Source organism: Sphingobacterium sp. 18053 (assembly GCF_902706145.1).
In the GTDB taxonomy this organism is placed as follows: Bacteria; Bacteroidota; Bacteroidia; order Sphingobacteriales; family Sphingobacteriaceae; genus Sphingobacterium; species Sphingobacterium paramultivorum.
In genome coordinates, this window is sequence record NZ_CACSJW010000008.1 from 248,692 (window position 1) to 267,395 (window position 18,704).

16 protein-coding genes are annotated in these 18,704 nt (G+C 40.9%); 4 read left to right on the top strand and 12 right to left on the bottom strand.

Translation table 11 applies throughout. The features are described from left to right. Window positions 1-48: 48 nt before the first annotated feature. Window positions 49-1,026, bottom strand: a complete 978-nt coding sequence (locus GVK91_RS19655; RefSeq protein ID WP_153846364.1) for a BtrH N-terminal domain-containing protein — start codon at window positions 1,024-1,026, stop codon at window positions 49-51. Between the two features lie 316 nt (window positions 1,027-1,342). Here GVK91_RS19655 and GVK91_RS19660 point away from each other — a divergent pair, with 316 nt between their 5' ends. Further along, the gene (locus tag GVK91_RS19660) at window positions 1,343-1,978 is read left to right on the top strand and encodes a hypothetical protein (protein ID WP_153846365.1); all 636 of its coding nucleotides are present in this window, start codon (window positions 1,343-1,345) and stop codon (window positions 1,976-1,978) included. 113 nt (window positions 1,979-2,091) lie between these two features. On the opposite strand, the gene yajC is transcribed toward GVK91_RS19660, so the two are convergent. From yajC to GVK91_RS19680, 4 genes are read right to left on the bottom strand one after another with little or no spacing between them, the layout of a single operon-like run. Further along, window positions 2,092-2,409 carry a preprotein translocase subunit YajC gene (yajC, locus tag GVK91_RS19665; RefSeq protein WP_120332688.1) on the bottom strand — a complete coding sequence of 106 codons (318 nt, stop codon included), beginning with the start codon at window positions 2,407-2,409 and terminating at the stop codon, window positions 2,092-2,094. Between the two features lie 26 nt (window positions 2,410-2,435). After that, window positions 2,436-2,897 carry a DUF1573 domain-containing protein gene (locus tag GVK91_RS19670; RefSeq protein WP_153846366.1) on the bottom strand — a complete coding sequence of 154 codons (462 nt, stop codon included), beginning with the start codon at window positions 2,895-2,897 and terminating at the stop codon, window positions 2,436-2,438. A gap of 27 nt (window positions 2,898-2,924) precedes the next feature. Further along, window positions 2,925-3,872, bottom strand: coding sequence for a transcription antitermination factor NusB (nusB, locus tag GVK91_RS19675; RefSeq protein WP_153846367.1), 948 nt, complete (start codon window positions 3,870-3,872; stop codon window positions 2,925-2,927). A gap of 60 nt (window positions 3,873-3,932) precedes the next feature. Further along, window positions 3,933-5,012: a Glu/Leu/Phe/Val dehydrogenase gene (locus GVK91_RS19680; RefSeq protein ID WP_153846368.1), complete on the bottom strand. Its 1,080-nt coding sequence runs from the start codon at window positions 5,010-5,012 to the stop codon at window positions 3,933-3,935. A 181-nt stretch (window positions 5,013-5,193) separates the two neighbouring features. Here GVK91_RS19680 and GVK91_RS19685 point away from each other — a divergent pair, with 181 nt between their 5' ends. Continuing rightward, the gene (locus GVK91_RS19685) at window positions 5,194-6,975 is read left to right on the top strand and encodes an ABC transporter ATP-binding protein (RefSeq protein WP_159730970.1); all 1,782 of its coding nucleotides are present in this window, start codon (window positions 5,194-5,196) and stop codon (window positions 6,973-6,975) included. A gap of 94 nt (window positions 6,976-7,069) precedes the next feature. Then, a complete protein-coding gene (locus tag GVK91_RS19690; protein WP_159730972.1) occupies window positions 7,070-7,414 on the top strand; it encodes a hypothetical protein in 345 nt (114 codons plus the stop codon). 96 nt (window positions 7,415-7,510) lie between these two features. On the opposite strand, the gene GVK91_RS19695 is transcribed toward GVK91_RS19690, so the two are convergent. The 6 genes from GVK91_RS19695 to GVK91_RS19720 all read right to left on the bottom strand — a co-directional run bounded on the left by GVK91_RS19695 (window position 7,511) and on the right by GVK91_RS19720 (window position 14,642). Continuing rightward, window positions 7,511-8,752 carry an MFS transporter gene (locus tag GVK91_RS19695; protein WP_159730974.1) on the bottom strand — a complete coding sequence of 414 codons (1,242 nt, stop codon included), beginning with the start codon at window positions 8,750-8,752 and terminating at the stop codon, window positions 7,511-7,513. Window positions 8,753-8,912: 160 nt separating this feature from the next. Beyond that, the gene (locus GVK91_RS19700) at window positions 8,913-10,007 is read right to left on the bottom strand and encodes a dipeptidase (protein WP_235032965.1); all 1,095 of its coding nucleotides are present in this window, start codon (window positions 10,005-10,007) and stop codon (window positions 8,913-8,915) included. Window position 10,008: 1 nt separating this feature from the next. After that, window positions 10,009-11,115: a D-TA family PLP-dependent enzyme gene (locus GVK91_RS19705; protein ID WP_159730976.1), complete on the bottom strand. Its 1,107-nt coding sequence runs from the start codon at window positions 11,113-11,115 to the stop codon at window positions 10,009-10,011. Between the two features lie 10 nt (window positions 11,116-11,125). Beyond that, window positions 11,126-11,590, bottom strand: coding sequence for a RidA family protein (locus GVK91_RS19710; RefSeq protein ID WP_075993294.1), 465 nt, complete (start codon window positions 11,588-11,590; stop codon window positions 11,126-11,128). A 30-nt stretch (window positions 11,591-11,620) separates the two neighbouring features. Then, a complete protein-coding gene (locus tag GVK91_RS19715; RefSeq protein WP_159730978.1) occupies window positions 11,621-12,949 on the bottom strand; it encodes a gluconate:H+ symporter in 1,329 nt (442 codons plus the stop codon). A 235-nt stretch (window positions 12,950-13,184) separates the two neighbouring features. Then, complete coding sequence (locus tag GVK91_RS19720; protein ID WP_159730980.1) at window positions 13,185-14,642, bottom strand: aminoacyl-histidine dipeptidase; 1,458 nt, start codon at window positions 14,640-14,642, stop codon at window positions 13,185-13,187. A 128-nt stretch (window positions 14,643-14,770) separates the two neighbouring features. On the opposite strand from GVK91_RS19720, the gene GVK91_RS19725 reads away from it, so the two are divergent. After that, entirely contained in the window at window positions 14,771-16,255 is a 1,485-nt protein-coding gene (locus tag GVK91_RS19725) for a glycoside hydrolase family 130 protein (RefSeq protein WP_120332681.1), read from the top strand. On the opposite strand, the gene GVK91_RS19730 is transcribed toward GVK91_RS19725, so the two are convergent. Then, window positions 16,227-18,440, bottom strand: coding sequence for a glycosyltransferase family 4 protein (locus GVK91_RS19730; RefSeq protein ID WP_159730982.1), 2,214 nt, complete (start codon window positions 18,438-18,440; stop codon window positions 16,227-16,229). The two genes, GVK91_RS19725 and GVK91_RS19730, sit on opposite strands and share 29 nt — an antisense overlap. Between the last annotated feature and the right edge of the window lie 264 nt (window positions 18,441-18,704).

Sequence of the window (18,704 nt, forward strand, 5' to 3'; positions counted from 1 at the left end):
ATACAAACTTAATCAATTTGCGTAAAAATCTGTGTTCTTATCTGCATTTCATCTTAAAGACAGCAATATTTCCATTGCATTTTTCTCTTTTGTGGCAAGAGTTCTGAAAATTTCTGATGCCTGCTGTACATCATCAAAACTGGCTGTCTCCGCAATTTGACTAAACAATTCCGACAAGGATGTCCACAATAATGCAATCTGCACAAACTCATGATGAACTGCAGCGATCTGCTCTATTCCGAGCAGATCATAACTTTCCTTAATAAAGTCACGATATAGATTTCGAAACATAGCGCCCCCAGTACCTGCCTTTTCCATCAAATTTGCAGCCATTTTAAACTCACTTTCAATCGCATGACTCGTCTTGTACCATTTGGTCAATTCCTCAGCAGTTTTCAAAATTCCTTTATATGAAATGTTGCTGATGGGCGGTGCTAGATATTCCTTTGCATTATTGACCATTGCAGCAATCAACACTTCTTTCAAGTCCAAATGCCCGCCACTACCTGCTATCGTGTAATACAGATTTTTAGACGCCATAGGCCCCTTCTCTGCCCTGGCTAGCGCCAAACTCGCAAGGGATGTACGTACGCTTCCACCCTGCTGCCTCGTATCCACTAAATAGGCATTATCATGGTCATAACCATAAATAGCTACATAATGACCCGCGAAATGAAAGGATTTTGCAAAATACTCCAGGTGATAGGCATCGAGTTTTAAGCCTACCGGTTGCCCCCCATCCAAGAGCTGTCGTACAGCCTGCCAAGCTTTTACTTTTGAAGAAGTTTCATGAACGCTGAGGTTTAGACCGAGATTTTTGCAGATATGCTGCGTCAGTAGATCTGGTTTTATTCGTCCGCCCAAAAATGGAAAGTCCATGGTTTTCATTTTCCAATAGATAAAACTGAGCCCTTCTCCCAGTCCAAAAAGCATCGGCTCCGAAAGCTCAATGCCTATATGGGCAAGTAATGTACCTGTTGCCGTTGTTTCACAATGCTGCCCATCAAATGGTCTAAGATTTTTCATATCGTTTTTTTTCATAAAGTTAATCCCTCAATCGACAGCCCGATGTCAGCAGTGGATTAAATCCTAAAAACAAATGAAAAACCGTTGAGAATAACGTCGCAAAAACGATTGTATCTCGCAACTATTGTGTTTTATGTTAACTGGGGTTTTACAGGGGGATTACAGGGGGTTAGCAGGGGGTTAACAGGGGTCAATCCCCTGCTAACCCCTTGTTAATCCCCTGTAAAAATAGTGTTACTACTAAAGTAATTAAGAAAATAGTAGTAAATTGATAATAAGCTCAATATAAGAATTATAAACTAAAAGAGGAATAGCTATGGCAATTTTACAAAACGGTCCGAATGGACCTATTATTGGTAAATTTGGATCGGTGAGTGCCTACATGTTGAAGGATCAAAATGTAGTGCGCGGCCCAAAAAGAAAACGCAGCTCCCCACCAAGTGCGGCGGAGCTCTTAAACAGAAAAAAACAGCAAGTAGCCGGCAAGTTTGCCGGCCATAATAAGCGGCTTCTCGAATTTGGTTACCAGTTTTTAGCGGAAAAAGGAAGTCGCGTAGGTGCATTCCAATTGGCACAACGACATATTTTTAAGGAGGCCATCGAAATAGACGCAAATAATAACCCTTTTGTTAATCCAGAACGACTGCTTCTATTTTCTGGTTCGCTAACCCCATTATCCAAGTGCCAAGTCAGTATCAACAATGATGTAATCGACCTGAGCTGGGAAGCAGATGATCAATATAGTGATAGTGTATATAAAATCAACCTGGTATTATTGGACCCGTTTAATGAATCCCATTTAAGAACTTCTATCGCAAGCGTAAGTGAAGGTTCTTGTTCCGTCCAATTTGACTGGTTAAAGCGAAAAACCACTGATTTCCATGTTTATGTCGGAATATGGAATACCTTAGATGGCGGTTTTTCGAATTCCATTTATTGTGGAGTAATCTAATGCATTGTTATGCTAACAATTTATATGAACGCTCTTACCCAGGCTTTCTATTAACAGCATAAAAAAAGCCAGTTTTCGTAGAAAACTGGCTTTCATTTCTTTCAGGAAAGAGCTTAAGAAGCGCTCTTCTCCGTGTTGTTAGCAGCTTTTGAAGCATCTAAAGCAATTGCTGATTTATCAAAACGGATTTTTACACCCGAACCTACATCGACTAAGAAAGTAGTGTCTGATACTTCTACAATACGGCCATGAATACCAGCTGTTGTAACAACTTTAGAGTTCACACCAAGTTCTTCAATATATTTTTTGTGATCTTTTTGCTTCTTCATTTGCGGTCTGATCATGAAGAAATAAAATACCACGATAATCAAAACCATTGGTAAAAAACTCATCAAATTGCCTCCCGCTGCTTGTAATAATACTGTGTTCATCTTCTATTATATCGTTTAATAATGTGTTATTTTGCTAATACTTCGCCTTTCAGCTGCACCGTTGTTAAGCCATTGGAAGCATTCGATTGAATCGTAATGATCTTCTGCTGTTTACCAACTTGTCCTTCACTATTGAAAGTTACATGGATCTCAGATTTTCCGCCTGGCAAAATAGGGCTTTTCGAAAACTCAGGTTGTGTACAACCACATGAAGCAGTCACTTTCGAAATAATAACAGGTGCATCACCCGAATTTTTCAAGACAAAGGTATGTTTTACCTGTGCGCCTTCTTTTACCTGACCAAAATCATATGCAGACTCTTCAAATTCTACTTTTCCCAATTGTGCTGCTGCCTTAGAAAGGCTATCCGCAGCTGCTGTTTCAGTCGCTGTCTTGGTTCCCTCTTCTTTTCCTTTTTGTGCATTTCCACAAGAAAATAAAAGTACTGCCGACAAAGCTAAAACCGAATATTTGCCAAAGTTTTTCATTCGTATAAATTATTTATGCGTTTGGTTTTAATCTCTTAAACCACGACCTGCCTTCTGGATTCTTCCTTGTTGATTCAGATCGCTCAGTATTTTATCCAAGATACCATTGATAAATGTATTACTTTTCAATGTACTGAATACCTTAGAAATTTCAATATACTCATTTATTGTCACTTTCACTGGAATAGATGGAAAATTAACCAACTCACATATGGCCATACGCATCAATAATGTATCCATTAAGGCAATACGATCTGATTCCCAATTCTTCGTTTTCTCAGAGATAAGCTTTTGATATTCATTTGTATTGCGGATAGTTTTACCCAACAATGCAATGACATAGTCGCTATCATCATTCCAGTTTTGCGTAATCTCTGCAAGTTTATTTTTACGTGGATCTTCAGAACTAAAATTCTTAAAAGTCTTCGCAATCAAAGCCTGCAATACTTCTTTATCTACCGGCCAGTTGATGAATTTTTCTTCAAAAACCTGCTCTATAACCGGCGATTTCAAGATGATCTTTTTAAAGATATGCTTGATGATATCTTTTTCCGTACCGATCGAACGATCTTCTTGTTGCAAGTACTCCAAATAAGCTTCAGAATCCTTTAACTGCAAAAATACAGTACGCACGATCTCCGGGTCAAAGCTCCATGAAATCTTATACTTTTTGACACCCTCTCCATATTGTGGATTTTGTCTCAATGACTCAATAAAAGTGTTTGTACTTAACTTGGTCGTTAAAGACAAGTCTTTTTCAGTTGGTAAAAACTTATTGGCCCTACCCTCTGCATCTATTAAGACATAATCAGATACTTCATCTAAAAGATTCAGTGTCCACATATACATCTCATAAACTTCATCCACATTTTTTAATAGTGCTTTCTCAAATGTTTTGATGTCTTTATCTTCCGAAAGACTGTACGCATAAAGCGTTTGCACTACTTTTACCCTCAGGTGTCTCCTGTTTAACATAGTAATTTTAAAGAACGATTTTTTATAAAATAATAAATAAGAACGATTTTGGGATGAAGACTATCTCTTGATTTTTTTAATATCTTGGATACGCTTCTCCGCGATGCGATTGGCCGCTTCAAAAGTTGAGATATTCTCTTCTTTTGATTTTTTTAACACGTCTCTAGTCGCATTATAAATATTTTTGATCACAAATTCAGTGTGATCTACACCATAATTTTGAATTTCTGAATAACAGCCGATTAATGCACCAGCGTTGATCAAATAGTCAGGGGCGTATAATATACCTCTTTCATGAAGGATAGAACTTGTAACAAGTTCATCTTTCAATTGATTATTGGCAGAACCAGCAATAATTTTGCATTGCATTTTCTGTGCGGATTCTGGATTTACAGTACCGCCTAATGCACAGGGAGAATATACATCAAATTCGTGATCGAATACTTCACCGTAAGGGATTGGCTCTGCTTTGTATTTGGCCGCCACTTTCAGCATTTTTTCTTCCGTAATATCGCTGACATAAACACGTGCATTCTCTTCACGCAACATCGCAATTAAACGCTCACCAATACCACCTACTCCATGTACAATCACTTTTTTGCCGGCAACACTTTCCGATCCATAAAGCTCTTTCAAACAAGCTTTTATACCAAAATAAACACCTTGAGCCGCAAAGATCGAAGGATCACCTACACCACTACCATGAATTGCTTTTGGTAAACCAGCAACATGGTCAGTCTCCGTATAAATATGTTCCAAATCGCGTTGTGTGGTACCTACATCCAAAGAAGCAATGAAATTACCATTCAACCCTTCAATAAACTGGCCCAAACGGCGCAATAAAACCTCAGATTTGTCCAAACGGCTATTCCCAATAATAACAGCACTTCCCCCGCCTAAATTCAATCCAGTGATGGCAGATTTATACGTAATGGCCTTGGATAAACGTAAAGCATCCTCAATAGCTTCTTCTGTACTTTCGTATGGTAACATACGAACCCCTCCTATCGCAGGCCCCAAGGTTGTATCATGGATCGCAACGATAGCTTTCAAGCCCACTAATTCATCATTACAGAAAAATAAGTTTTGATGGCCAGACTGGCTCATCAATTCAAAAATAGAATTTTGAGATGTTGACATAAAATGTACTACTCTAATTTGTTTTAATTTTTTAAGGTACTTGATGCAAAAGTAGGAAAATTATTCGTTGTGCATAACAACTTTTTTTATCCAAGACTTAACATTTGATTTCCGAATGACAGTAAATTCACTCAAATCGTAAAGCATTTTGATGAATTAGTCCTACTTTTGTATTCGTAATATGAAGGATCTCGCCTACTTAAATAAGTACTTTTATAAATACCGCTGGAAACTGATTCCAGGGGTTATTTTTGTTATCATCTCCAACTATTTCGGAGTATTGCCTGCAAAGGTGATTCGCGAAGCATTTGATTTGGTACAGGAAAACATCTATCTATACCGTCTATTTGATGGTTTCGACAGACAGGAACTCATCTACCAGGTATTTGGCACCAGCCTCCTGTTTTTTGGTTTTGTTGTCCTCCTACTTTCGCTGTTGCGGGGCATATTTTTATTCTTTATGCGTCAGACGATCATTTTAACGTCGCGTTATATTGAATACGACCTCAAAAATGAGATCTATAATCATTACCAAGATTTAAACTTCGGTTTCTTTCGGAAGAACAATACCGGAGATCTCATGAGCCGAGCCACCGAAGATGTCAATCAGGTACGTAACTACCTCGGACCTGCCATCATGTATGCGATCAATACCATAGTTTTATCGATCATGGTCATCTATGCGATGTATAGCGTCAATGGACGGTTGGCTACTTATGCATTGGCGCCAATACCGGTCCTATCGGTTATTATTTTATTTGTCAATAAGATTATTAACAAGCGTAGCTTAAAAATACAGAAACAACTGGCGAACCTTTCTTCTTTTGTGCAGGAAACTTTTGCAGGTATCCGCGTCATCAAGACCTATACCAGAGAACAAAACAAAATGCAGGAATTTGAGAAGGAAAGTACCATTTACCGTAATACGGCTCTTGATCTCGTCAAAGTACAGGCTGTTTTCTTTCCGCTTATTCTATTGCTGATTGGGCTCAGTACGGTAATCACCATTTATATTGGTGGAATTGAAGTTGCCAAAGGAACAGTCACTGCCGGAAATATTGCTGAGTTTATCATTTATGTCAACCAGTTGACTTTCCCTGCCATGTCTTTGGCTTGGGTTACATCATTGGTACAACGTGCTGCAGCCTCACAAAAACGCATCAACGAATTCCTCCATACTGAATCTCCAATTGTTAACGGAACAGCTACCAAAGAACTAGCCGGTGAAATCAGGGTTGATGGAATCTCCTTTACCTATCCGGAAACAGGTATTCAGGCGATTAAAAATATATCGTTCCAAATTCCGATCGGCAAAACACTTGCTATTATCGGAAAAACAGGATCCGGAAAATCTACGCTGGCCAACTTACTCCTTCGAATGTATGATACCGACAAAGGAAGTATTCATTATGATAGTCTTGAAATTAAAAACCTTGATTTCAAAAGCTTGCGCCAACAAGTTGGATTTGTCCCACAAGATGTTTTCCTATTTTCAGATACCATTGCCAATAATATAGGCTTTGGTTTAGACCACTTTACACAGGAACAAGTGGAACAGGCCGCCAAAGATGCCGCTGTATACGACAATATTATAGCTTTTGAAGATGGATTTGAAACCGCCGTTGGGGAACGTGGTATCACCCTCTCCGGGGGACAAAAACAACGGGTATCCATCGCACGCGCTTTAATTAAGGAACCTAAAGTATTGATTTTTGATGACTGTCTTTCAGCCGTGGATACAAAAACAGAAGAAACAATTCTCCGTTCGCTAAGCCGCATCATGAAAGGCAAGACCTGTATTTTTATTGCCCATCGCATCTCGACAATCAAGAATGCAGACCATATATTGGTGATGGATCAAGGCGAGATTGTAGAACAGGGTACACATGCTGAATTGATGGAGAAAAGAGGTGAATATTTTGAACTTCATGAAAAGCAATTACTGGAAAGTGTCGAAGGATAATTAAAATATCCCTGAATTCAGCTAAAGGATAGAAGGGATATCTCTCCTAAATTTGTCTTAAATATTTAAGTCAAACATTTTACAATAAAGGATCATGGAGAGAACCCCTATTCAGAAGGCTACGTCAAATGACGGAAAAACAATTGCTATTATTTCTTACTTAACCATTATCGGCCTTGTTGCAGCCATCATCATGAACAACAAGGAAAAGACTGCTTTAGCGCAATTCCATATCCGACAAAGTATAGGCATTTCAGTAACAGGAATGGCTTTGGGACTTTTACGTTTTGTTCCGGGTATTGGCGGAATCGCCATTAGTATTGTTGGATTGCTCCTACTTATTGCTCTTATACTAGGATTAATGTCCGCATTTTCCGGAGAGCGGAAACCACTCCCCTTCATCGGTGAAAAATACCAGGAATGGTTCAATATGATCTAATAGGCATTTTAAAGACATGGAGCACCTTCCCATCATGGATGCTCCATGTTATCGTTTTTTACGGACGTTCTGCCTTTAATTGAACATAGCGCATCTTTAGCTGGTTTTCATATCCGGCACCGTTTTCTCCTCTTTAAAAAACAGGGCAAATAACACAAGACAAAAACCAGAAATACCTGCCGGAATAAACCAAAGATATTCCCAAAATTGAGCAGCATAAGCTGTTTTCAGATAATCTGAAACAGCACCGGCAACCCAAAATCCGATCAGCATCCCTACACCATACATCGCAATGGTAATAAGACCCTGTGCAGAAGCCTTGTATTTTTCACCAGCAATTCGATCGGTATAGATCTGCCCCACTACGAACATAAAATCATAGCAGATGCCATGCAATAAAATTCCGAATAGCAATAAAAATGACCGTTCCTGTCCGTCGCCGTAGGCAAAAAACAAATAACGGAGTGCCCAGGCCGCAATGCCCAGTAAAATCATCTTTTTATACCCCAAGCGTCTAAAGAAAAATGGAATCAACAATAAGCAGATGGCTTCGGAAAATTGCCCCAATGCCATTTTTGCTGTGGGGTTCGGTATTCCGGCGTTGACCAAAAATGGGTTCGCATTTTGATAATAGAACGAAATGGGAATACAGATGACAATTGCTGTTACAAAAAAAATCAGAAAACTCCGCTGTTTTAAAAGCTTCAATGCATCCAAACCGATTGCCTTTCCAAAATCAAACTTTTCATCTCTAAGCTTCACTTGTGGTGGTGTTTTTGGTAGGGCCAAACTAAAGAATGCCAGTAACAACGAACAAACCGCGCCCATAATAAAGGTATTATGCAAGGCACCTGCCTGTATCGATTCTGGAGCATCCCAACGGAACAAATAACTGATCACAAGTCCCGAACAGATCCAACCGATCGTTCCCCACACGCGTACCCCCGGAAAATACTTCTTCGCATCTTCAATATGCCGGAATGCGATCCCATTGGATAAGGATAGCGAAGACATGTAAGCCATAAAATAGACAAATACATAGGGATAAAAATGTGTCGCATCGGGCGCCTGCGACATCCCGTAAAGTAGTGCAGCTCCAATGAGATGTAATGCTGAAAGTACCCGCTCGGCATTAAAATACCTGTCGGCGACAAAACCCACAAAAAAAGGAGCAAATACAGCACCAAGGGATTGTGTCGCAAAAATATTTGCGACCTCCATACCCGAGGCATTGAGCGATTTAATGAGGTATGTTCCCAAAGTTACAAACCAAGCCCCTTTGATAAAATACTCTAAAAACATCATCAGGGACAATTGCACGCGTAATACTGGTTTCATCTATTAATTGGTATTGGAGGTGTTTGTTTTGATTCGTCTAATCAGCTTCGCTATTGTTAACTATTTGCTCTTCAAGACATGCTATCATCTGGGTAGGTTATTGACCTATTTGTGCTCAAGGATGTCTCCATTTCATTTCTTAAGATTCGATTATCTTTTCTTAAGATTCGGGCAATGCATTTCGCATAAAATTAAGCCAGTTCTTGCTGGCAATCTTTTCAAGATCCGTGTTATCATACCCTCTTTTTGACAGGATACCAAATACTTTTTGGATATCAGCAATCGTTTCCAGATCATAAGGACACTGCTCACGGCCAAATGCTCCGTCTAAATCGCTCCCCACGCCAACATGATCGACATTTCCTGCCAATTGACAAATATGATCAATATTGTTGGCCATGATATCCATGGAGCAATTGCTTGTTTTAGGGTCGGATACACCGCGGACCCAATTCGGTACCATCATCCAAGCATCGAGCGCTACACCGATCACCGCTTTTTTCTCCACAAGTGTCTTAATCATTTCATCACTGAACTGCCTATTATGGTCCACAAACTTGCGGCAATTATTATGACTGGCCCAAATCGCACCCTGATAACGTTGTACAGCATCCCAAAAAGCATCATCATTTAGGTGTGTCGCGTCCAATATCATCCCCAATCGCTCCATTTCCTGCAACAACCTTATTCCCTGCTCATTAAGCTTGCCAGACGAATCTGTTCCATTGGCATATCTACCTGGCCCGTAATGTGCTGGTCCAATCGCTCTTAAACCATAGTTATAGGCTGTTTCGAGATAGCTGATATCTACAATGGAATCGGCACCTTCCAGACTCAGCAGATATCCGATTGGCTTATCGGCATGATCGCCGCCATCCGACCAAAGCGCCAAATGTTGGTCCAAATCAGTCTTTGTACAGATCATTTTCATTTGTCCATCGGCTTCCATTGCTTTATACCATGCAAGCTGTCCCTGTGTTTGCGCCCATGCCTGTTCCGGTGAGTACCAGCCTGGTAAAGAACTTTCGGGTTTTACGAATCGGGCGATTTGTGTGGCAACAACCAAACCAATATGACCACGACGCAATTCGTCAAAAGTGACTGTTGCCTTAGCCCGATCGGGCTTGTCATCCATCCCCTTTTCCCTACGGTTCAGTTCAGTAATCGGCAATCGAAGATCCCGATTCCATTCCATGGCATTCATACTCAAATCCAAATGTGCATCGACCAAAAATGGCATTTCAAATTCGTACATATCAATAATTTATCTTTTTATTTCGCGCATAAACAGTCCAAATTTGATCTGCCTGCCGTTCATTGACAACTTGAAGTTCGCCATAACAAGCTACTGTCGGGCAGATATGCCTTGGCACTGCATAAAGGGCATCGCCGATATTAAATTGTGCGGTATTGGAAACTTCAACGACCAAATGTTCTTCACTCTGCATTTTTATTTCGCCAATACGGGGATCGAAAAACTTGACGCGAGGCTGCGGCGATTCACATGCAACTGATTTATACCCCAGGTCCAAACAAAGGTGCTTGTGATCAACGATAGAAACGACACGCGTCAAAAGTACCGCCGCAAGCATAAAATCCTGTTCTGCGTAATTTTCGGCATAGCCAAAATCCCAAAACACAAACGTTCCGGGACTGCATTCTACATCGCTGCGTTCGGCATGAAAAGTGAAACTTGGCGAACCGCCAATAACTTTAGTCAAAGGTTTAGAAGTGGACACCTGCGCCATAAGGTAGGCCGTTTCGAGTATACCATATGAATGTTGGGATTGCTTTTCGCGAAGTTTATAATCCTTTTCATGAATATGACCGTCATAACCATGCACACCTACCAACTGAACACCTTCCAAAAGATGGATATCCATAACGAGACGCTCAATCCCTTCTAAAGGTACTCCTGTACGGCCCATGCCAATATTAACATCCAGATAAACAGCGCTGTGTAAGCCTTTCGACAAGCTTCGCTTTGAAATCTCCTGTGCTGCATCGACATGATCCACAAGACAGGCAAAATGTGTCTCGGGAAAGGCGGTTACAAGATTCAAAAAACGATCTATCTTTGGCCCTACGGGCTGGTATGCCAACAAAACATCTTTTGCACCGATAACACCCAATAGTTCAGCTTCTGCGATGGTTGCACACTTAAACTTTGTTATCCCCCTATCCATCATCAGTTGGCATACTTCCCGACACTTGTTCGTTTTGATATGCGGCCGCAATCGATCAGCCCGCCCATGCACAATATGTAAAGCGCGGTCTATGTTCTTGACAATGCGATCAGGGTAGACCAGCAAGGCTGGCGAATCGACCTGATCGACATCATGTATATGGCACCAAGTTTCCATACAATTCAGATTAGTATAACTCAAATAATGCTTCGATTTCTACGGGAATATTATCGGGCAAAGAACCAAATCCAACTGCACTACGTGTTCCAATACCATTCTCTTCTCCCCAAACCGCAGCGAACAGCTCACTACAGCCGTTAATTACACCTGGATGATAAAGAAAATCCGAAGTACAGTTGACCATACCCAATACCTTGATTACACGCTTGATTTTGTTCAATGAGCCCAAATTGGTTTTAATGGTCGACAACATGGTTAGGCCAACCTGTCTGGCTGCAAGTTTGCCTTCTTCAGGACTGATATCACTTCCAATTCGACCGATAATTAATGCAGCATCATCTTGTACGGGACCATGACCAGAGAGATACAGGTACTTGCCGTCAATGACGTATGGTTTATAGACACCTTTAGGTGCCGGTGCCGGAGGTAATGTCAAACCTAATTTTTCGAATTGTTCATCTGCGTTGTACATCTTTAACGATTTTAAAGTTTAAAATAATAGCTAATATAAAATTAATTGCAATAGTAAAACAGCAAGGAGCCCAACAATGGAAACAATCGCCTCCATGATCGACCAGGAAAATAACGTATCCTTTATGCTAAGGCCAAAGTACTCTTTAAATAGCCAAAATCCGGCATCATTGACATGGGAGAACATCAGACTTCCGGCTCCTATCGCCAGTACCATGAGATTAGGATCTGCTTTTCCCCCTGTAACAATAGGTAGCAGGACACCAGCGGCTGTCAAGGCGGCTACTGTGGCCGAGCCGACACAACCTCTGATAACAGCTGTAATTAACCAAGCCAACAGTAAAGGTGAAATGGTGAGCTGTTGCAGGGTATTGGCCAATAACAGACTGACTCCACTGTCCTCCATAACTTGTTTAAAGATTCCCGAGCCAGCAATAATCAATAGAATCATGGCAATATCTTTCACCGCAGACTCATAGATTGTCATCACATTGGTCATCGATCGTCCCAATTTCAATCCTAATAAATAGGTTGCCACACCGACCGCAATAATCATAACAACGGTAGGGTTGCCGATAAACTTAACTCCCTGCTGCAGCGCTATATTGGTTGTATGATAGCAATAAGGAAGCAGTGTAAATAAGACAATGAGCAATACCGGCAGCAAAGCTACAGCCAAACTTACCCCCACTGTCGGGCGCGGATACTGCACTGATTCTGAGCGATCTTTCTCTCGAAAAATTGATTCCTGACTTGCACGTATATTTTTGAGGCTTCTTCCAAAAATTGGCCCACCCAAAATAATAGCAGGTATGGCGATCAAAAGACCATAGATAAGTGTCAGTCCCATATCAGCGTGAAACAGGGCAACTAATGCAACTGGGGAAGGATGCGGCGGAATAAAGCCATGTGTTACAGAAAGGGCAGCCAGCATCGGTAATCCAATATATACTGTCGGCAACTTATAGCGGTAGGAAATCGAAAATATCAAGGGAACTAATAAGACAAATCCGATTCCATAAAATAGCGGTATTCCAACGATAAAACCCGTCAACATAAGCCCCCACTGCAGGTATCGCTCTCCCATCAGGCGGACCATTTGCTCAGCAATTATCTCGGCGGCCCCACTTTCAGCTACAATTTTCCCCAACATTGCGCCCAAAACAATGATTAAAGTCAGGCTCCCCATAACTCCCGCAACGCCCTTTTCAACTGTCCCCACCAACTGTGCCGGTGGAATACCCAAAAAAAGTCCACTGAGTAAGGAAACAACTAAAAAAGCGAGAAAGGCATTGATCTTAAAATAAGTTATGCAAAGGATAAGCAAACAAATGCTGATTACAATGAGGATTATGATCATTATATCACTATTAGGTTTTCCCTCAATTTGAGAGCTTGTATAAAATTTGGTCTATTAAATCATTTTTTCATCCTGAAAGTAAGGTAATTTTTCATTTTTTGCAAGAAAAATGAAAAATTAATGAAAATAAAAAAGGTATGGCTTACACCATACCTTTCTGTTTCCGTGACCTATCTCTTTTTGCTTTCATGACCAATCGTCAAAAAAAAACCAGCAATAGGCCCTTGTTGAAAATTTATTTTTTAGGGATCTCTTTGAGAATTTCGAGCACAAAACTCCAAAACTTCTGCACCGAAGAAATGGAGACACGCTCTGCAGGCGAATGAGCACCTAAGATTGTTGGTCCAAAAGAAATCATATCCATTTCGGGATAGTTTGTCCCCAAGATACCGCACTCAAGTCCGGCATGGCAAGCCACGACTTCTGGAGCTTCACCATGTTGTCTCGTATAAATTGATTTGAGCACTTCTAAAATTTCAGAATTCGGATTAGGTGCCCATCCTGGATAATTGCCCGAAAAACCGACGGTAAAACCACCCAGTTCAAATGCGGCTTTTAAAGATTGGGCTAAATCAAATTTAGACGTTTCAACAGAAGATCTGGTTAGACATTTAATGGAAACCTTTTCCCCGCCTACTTCTACTTTAGCAATATTATTGGAGGTTTCTACCAAATCTTCAAAATCGGCACTCACACGATATACACCATTTAAGGCCGCATAAACACTGTTGATTAAGTTTTCCTGCACGTTTACTGGAACTACTGTTGCATAAGCAGCATCAGTTTGCTTCACGACAATTTCCATAGCCGGTTCTGTCGTTGCAAATTCCAATTTGATATCTTGAGCCAATTGTGTCAAATTCTGAACAAAGTCAGTTGCTTTATCCTTAATGATGACCACCTTTGCAACACTTTCTCTCGGAATTGCATTGCGTAGACTTCCGCCCAATAAAGAAGCAATACGCAATCCATAATGTGCATTGGCGCCAAATAGCAAACGGTTCATTACTTTATTGGCATTGGCAAAACCTTTATGAATGTCCATACCAGAATGCCCCCCATGTAATCCTTTTACTGTAATTTCAAAAGACAATGTATCAAAAGGACAAGGCTCTGCAACGTAGGACTGCGTTGCCGTCACATCAATGCCCCCGGCACAGCCAATATCGATTTCAGTATCATTCTCTGTATCCAAATTCAACAGGATTTCGCCCGAAAGCACACCGCCTTTTAAACCTAAAGCTCCGGTCATACCTGTCTCTTCATCAATGGTAAACAAGGCTTCAATGGCAGGGTGTTCAATAATGGATGATTCCAAAATCGACATGATTGTCGCAACGCCAAGACCATTATCTGCACCCAAAGTGGTACCCTCTGCTTTTACCCAATCACCATCAACGTACATCTTAATACCTTCATTATCGAAGTCAAAAACAGTATCGTTATTTTTTTGGTGCACCATATCCAAATGCGACTGCAATACAATCGTTTTACGGTCCTCCATTCCCGGAGTAGCGGATTTTTTGATGAGCACGTTGCCAATCTCATCAACGCTTGTTTCTAAACCCAAGGATTTACCAAAGTCTACCATAAAAGCAATCACGCGCTCTTCTTTTTTAGAAGCTCTCGGGACCGCATTCAATGCAGAGAAATTTTTCCAAATTGCTTTTGGTTCTAAACTATTTTCAATCATATCTAAAATTTTTCCTTGGTCAAAGTTACTCCATTTTTATTAGATATCCGGTGATTATTGGCTTAGAATAAAAACAAAAGCCAATCACTGTTCGTTCTAATACAGGGTATAAACATCAACATATCATTATGCATAGACCAGTACAAGTTGAACGGAAGGATATTTACTTTAAACCTGATAAAAAGAGAGTGCTAGCACGTTTTTTTTCGTTGGGAGATGACCGCACGATAAAAGTTATCAAACGCCTTCTATCGCTTAACGAATTGGAACGGAAAGAGGTATTTGGACAGGTCCTGCGAAGCTATACGAAAAGACATCGTAGCATTGTCCATATATTTGAACGTAATTTTGACCGAATAAGCCACTTATTGGAGAAGATTCCATTTCCAAAGGAAAAGCTAAGTCAAATTGACAAGCTACTGATCGGATCCTACTTCACCATGGAATATTCGATTGAGTCAGCGGCATTATTTAATCCCTCCATTATCGAACATCCGGACCAGACAGAGTTATTCAAAGGTGAAAAACGGGTTATTTTGAGTTTCAGGGCTACAGGAGAAGGCCATGTCTCTTCAATCGTTTTTCGATCAGGCACATTGGATGTCGACAATAATATACATATCGATTATGTTGGCAGTTTATTGGATAAGCCCATACAAGTCAAAAATCACCGTTATCACAAGGAATCGTTCTTAAAGAAAATGAATGAGCTACATGCCGAACCAACGGAAGTCAAATCCAAACTAGAGGAAAAGCTAACAGAAACATTTACCTACGAAGAACTCAAACGGTACATCGATGAAGTGCGACGCGATAGTGACGATAATCTGGAAAATATTACATTTCTGCAACAGGCACTCTGGCTTGCATCTTCACATTATGAAATGACTTTCTCCCTGGATACTTCCATTTCGGAACGTGTTATATTTCCTATCGCCGACACAGAAAAAAGAGGAATTGAAGACGCTCGCTTCGTCCAGTTCCGAACCGAAAAAGGTGAGAGCACGTACTATGCAACATACACCGCTTACGACGGATTCAGCATCCTCCCGAAATTACTTACCACAAAAGATTTTTACCATTTTAAAGTGAAACCTATTTATGGTGAAATTGCCAACAAGGGGGCGGCACTATTTCCACGTAAAATAAATGGACGTTATGCCATGCTCTGCCGCATTGATGGTGAGAACAACTACATCGCCTACTCCAATAATATCAATATATGGCAGGAAACGGCAATCCGGATTCAGCAGCCAGAATATCCGTATGAATTTGTTCAGATCGGAAATTGCGGTTCGCCAATAGAAACACAATACGGCTGGCTGATTCTAACCCATGCCGTAGGACCAATGCGTGAATATGTCCTAGGCGCAGCTCTTTTGGACTTGGATAACCCGCATGTGGAAATTGGGCGCCTACATAGCCCATTGATGACACCCAATGATGAGGAACGGGAAGGGTATGTACCAAACGTCATTTATTCCTGCGGAGCCATCGTACACAACGAACACCTTATCTTACCTTATGCGATGTCCGATTATGCATCAACCTACGCGACCATCAAGCTCGAAGATCTATTGCTCGCTATCTTGAATCCTGATCGTTATCAATAAAAGCACGATAAGCTACGATATAAGCCAAATAGAAACAAAGGGTGCTCTCCGCCCCTTGGTTTCTATTGATGCCATAGGATTCAAGGCCATCACAGCAACCTTTGGTTTCCTCATCATACAAACCGAGCCGAAGATCATTCTCTCCTAAAAACCAGCGGAAAGAAGCAATCATACGGGTAAAATAGACCTTTTTGTTGGTCAGTCTAAAAGCTTCACGATACATAAATACCATTGCCGTGACATCGAGCGGCTGCTGGCCAAACTTACTGATATGCTTTCCTTGCTTGGCCCATTCCTGGTTTCCGACCAATGAAAGCGCACCATTCTGGACAGTCATACTTTCGAGAAACTTTAAAGTCGATAGGCCCAACTGTTTTATTGTTTCATCGTTCAAAAAAGGATAGGCCGTCAATAACGCATAGGGCAAAATTGCGTTGTCATAACTCAATACCGCTTCAAACCATTGCCAGTTTTCATCTGAGCTTGCTTCGTATTCCCGTACCAGCTTGCCGATAAGTGCCCGCATCAGCTCTATCATCACCTCATCATTGGATTGATGGTGCAAATATTCCGCAATTCCCAGTACAGTATAAGCTATCGCTCGGTTGGAACGCAACTGGCCAAAATTTGGAACGGCCCTAAAAAACAGCTCATGTCCCAATTGATAATAACTTGTCAATTTTGTTTCCCGAAGAAGCACCCCCAGTGCCCATATCGTCCGTCCAAAGGAGTCTTCCGAACCCACCTCATCGAGGAAACTATGCTGGAAATTCATAAAATTGTGAAAAAGCCCATCTTCGCGCTGATGATAATAGATATAACTCAGATAAGTCGAAATACGACGGTCAAGCCTTTTGTCAGCAAAATCTTGCTGCGCCAATAAAGCAACTAAAAGCGCTCTTGCATTATCGTCAAGACAATAGCCCTCTTTGTAGTTCGGTAGCGAATAAGTTGCATGCTGTAAGATACCGACCTGATTGGTCAGTCTGTCGATATGCTTCCAGCTGAATTTAGGCATTTCCTCTTTACTAAATCCTACATTTTCTTTGAGGCTATCGTAGGTAGGAATAATTTTATCTAAAATTCGTGTGTACCGGAGACCTATATTTTTCCAGGTCATCTCTTTACCAAATATACGGGCGTTGTCTCTTAGTGTCGTGCGATAGTCCAAATTTGAAAACAGATTTTTGAGCACCTCGGCCATCTTGGCTGAATTTTTAAATTCCACCAACACGCCCCTCCCATCAGCTAGCAGCTCTTTGGCATGCCAATAGGGAGTGGACACCACCGCAGCTCCGGCACCAATAGCGTAAGACAATGTTCCACTTGTAATCTGTGCCTCATTAATATAAGGTGTAACATAAACATCACAGGCACATAGATACTCCACAAGATCGGCCTGACTGACAAAGGAATTGACAAATTGCACATGTTCCTCCAACTGATAGGCTTCCACGAGACTACCCAGATATTCCCGATATTCCTCGCCGGAATGTGCCAATACATTGGGATGCGTTTTACCAACAACGAGGTATAACAGATCAGGTTCATCTTTGACGACCTCAGGTAGGGATTCAATCACCATTTCAATTCCCTTGTTACGCCCCAAAAAACCAAAGGTCAATAAAACTTTCTTTCCAGAAAGCCCCTTTTTAAGTTTTGCAAGCTCATGATCCAAGGTAAACTCTGGAACCCCGTGCTGTATCAGCCTAACTTTAGAGGTATTGACCCGATAAATCGATTTGAGTAATGTAATTGCATAATTGCTCATGACGATTACAATGGAAGCCCGTTTTACAATTTCAATAAGAATGGCCTTTTCATCAACATTTGGTTTTTCAAGAATGGTGTGAAAATTAACGAGTAGCGGAATGTGCAATGCATTAATCAATGATAAGATATACATGCCGCTATTCCCTCCAAAGATGCCATATTCGTGTTCGAGTATGACACAATCGTACCCGTTTTCATTAATATAATTTGCTGCTTCAATATAGGACAATTGACGATGTTGATCTATTTTAAACACGACCTCACTGGGATAAACATAGTCCCGATCCGCGACCGCAAAAACATGTTGCGTCAGTTCCTGATTATGCAGTGCTACAGCATGCAACAAATCTGAAGTAAAAGTGGCAATCCCACATTCTTTGGGCAAGTAGGTACTTATATAAGCAATCTTCATTGGAATAATATTTTGAATATAGCCCGGACAAAGGCAATAGCATAGTGTGCTCCAATATCTAAATGCATCTCGAACCAAAATTGTTTGTCACAACTGTATGAATTAAATCGGAGAAAGGTTTAACGACACTTTGTGGGGATCAGTAGGTGCTATATAACCTGGCGCTGGAAAGCTGTCCATTTGTTGAAAACAGGATAATTTAATGGAAAACAGGGTATTCATTGGTTATGCTTAGTAGAAAACAGGGGCTTGATTATGCGAAAT

Bases quoted from the DNA above. Each gene is read 5' to 3' on its own strand.
- GVK91_RS19700 (WP_235032965.1), bottom strand. From the start codon at position 10,007: ATGTACGAATTTGAAATGCCATTTTTGGTCGATGCACATTTGGATTTG.
- GVK91_RS19725 (WP_120332681.1), top strand. From the start codon at position 14,771: ATGCATAGACCAGTACAAGTTGAACGGAAGGATATTTACTTTAAACCT.
- GVK91_RS19720 (WP_159730980.1), bottom strand. From the start codon at position 14,642: ATGATTGAAAATAGTTTAGAACCAAAAGCAATTTGGAAAAATTTCTCT.
- GVK91_RS19680 (WP_153846368.1), bottom strand. From the start codon at position 5,012: ATGTCAACATCTCAAAATTCTATTTTTGAATTGATGAGCCAGTCTGGC.
- GVK91_RS19685 (WP_159730970.1), top strand. From the start codon at position 5,194: ATGAAGGATCTCGCCTACTTAAATAAGTACTTTTATAAATACCGCTGG.
- GVK91_RS19715 (WP_159730978.1), bottom strand. From the start codon at position 12,949: ATGATCATAATCCTCATTGTAATCAGCATTTGTTTGCTTATCCTTTGC.
- GVK91_RS19690 (WP_159730972.1), top strand. From the start codon at position 7,070: ATGGAGAGAACCCCTATTCAGAAGGCTACGTCAAATGACGGAAAAACA.
- GVK91_RS19730 (WP_159730982.1), bottom strand. From the start codon at position 18,440: ATGAAGATTGCTTATATAAGTACCTACTTGCCCAAAGAATGTGGGATT.
- GVK91_RS19695 (WP_159730974.1), bottom strand. From the start codon at position 8,752: ATGAAACCAGTATTACGCGTGCAATTGTCCCTGATGATGTTTTTAGAG.
- GVK91_RS19705 (WP_159730976.1), bottom strand. From the start codon at position 11,115: ATGGAAACTTGGTGCCATATACATGATGTCGATCAGGTCGATTCGCCA.
- GVK91_RS19710 (WP_075993294.1), bottom strand. From the start codon at position 11,590: ATGTACAACGCAGATGAACAATTCGAAAAATTAGGTTTGACATTACCT.
- GVK91_RS19670 (WP_153846366.1), bottom strand. From the start codon at position 2,897: ATGAAAAACTTTGGCAAATATTCGGTTTTAGCTTTGTCGGCAGTACTT.
- nusB (WP_153846367.1), bottom strand. From the start codon at position 3,872: ATGTTAAACAGGAGACACCTGAGGGTAAAAGTAGTGCAAACGCTTTAT.
- GVK91_RS19655 (WP_153846364.1), bottom strand. From the start codon at position 1,026: ATGAAAAATCTTAGACCATTTGATGGGCAGCATTGTGAAACAACGGCA.
- yajC (WP_120332688.1), bottom strand. From the start codon at position 2,409: ATGAACACAGTATTATTACAAGCAGCGGGAGGCAATTTGATGAGTTTT.
- GVK91_RS19660 (WP_153846365.1), top strand. From the start codon at position 1,343: ATGGCAATTTTACAAAACGGTCCGAATGGACCTATTATTGGTAAATTT.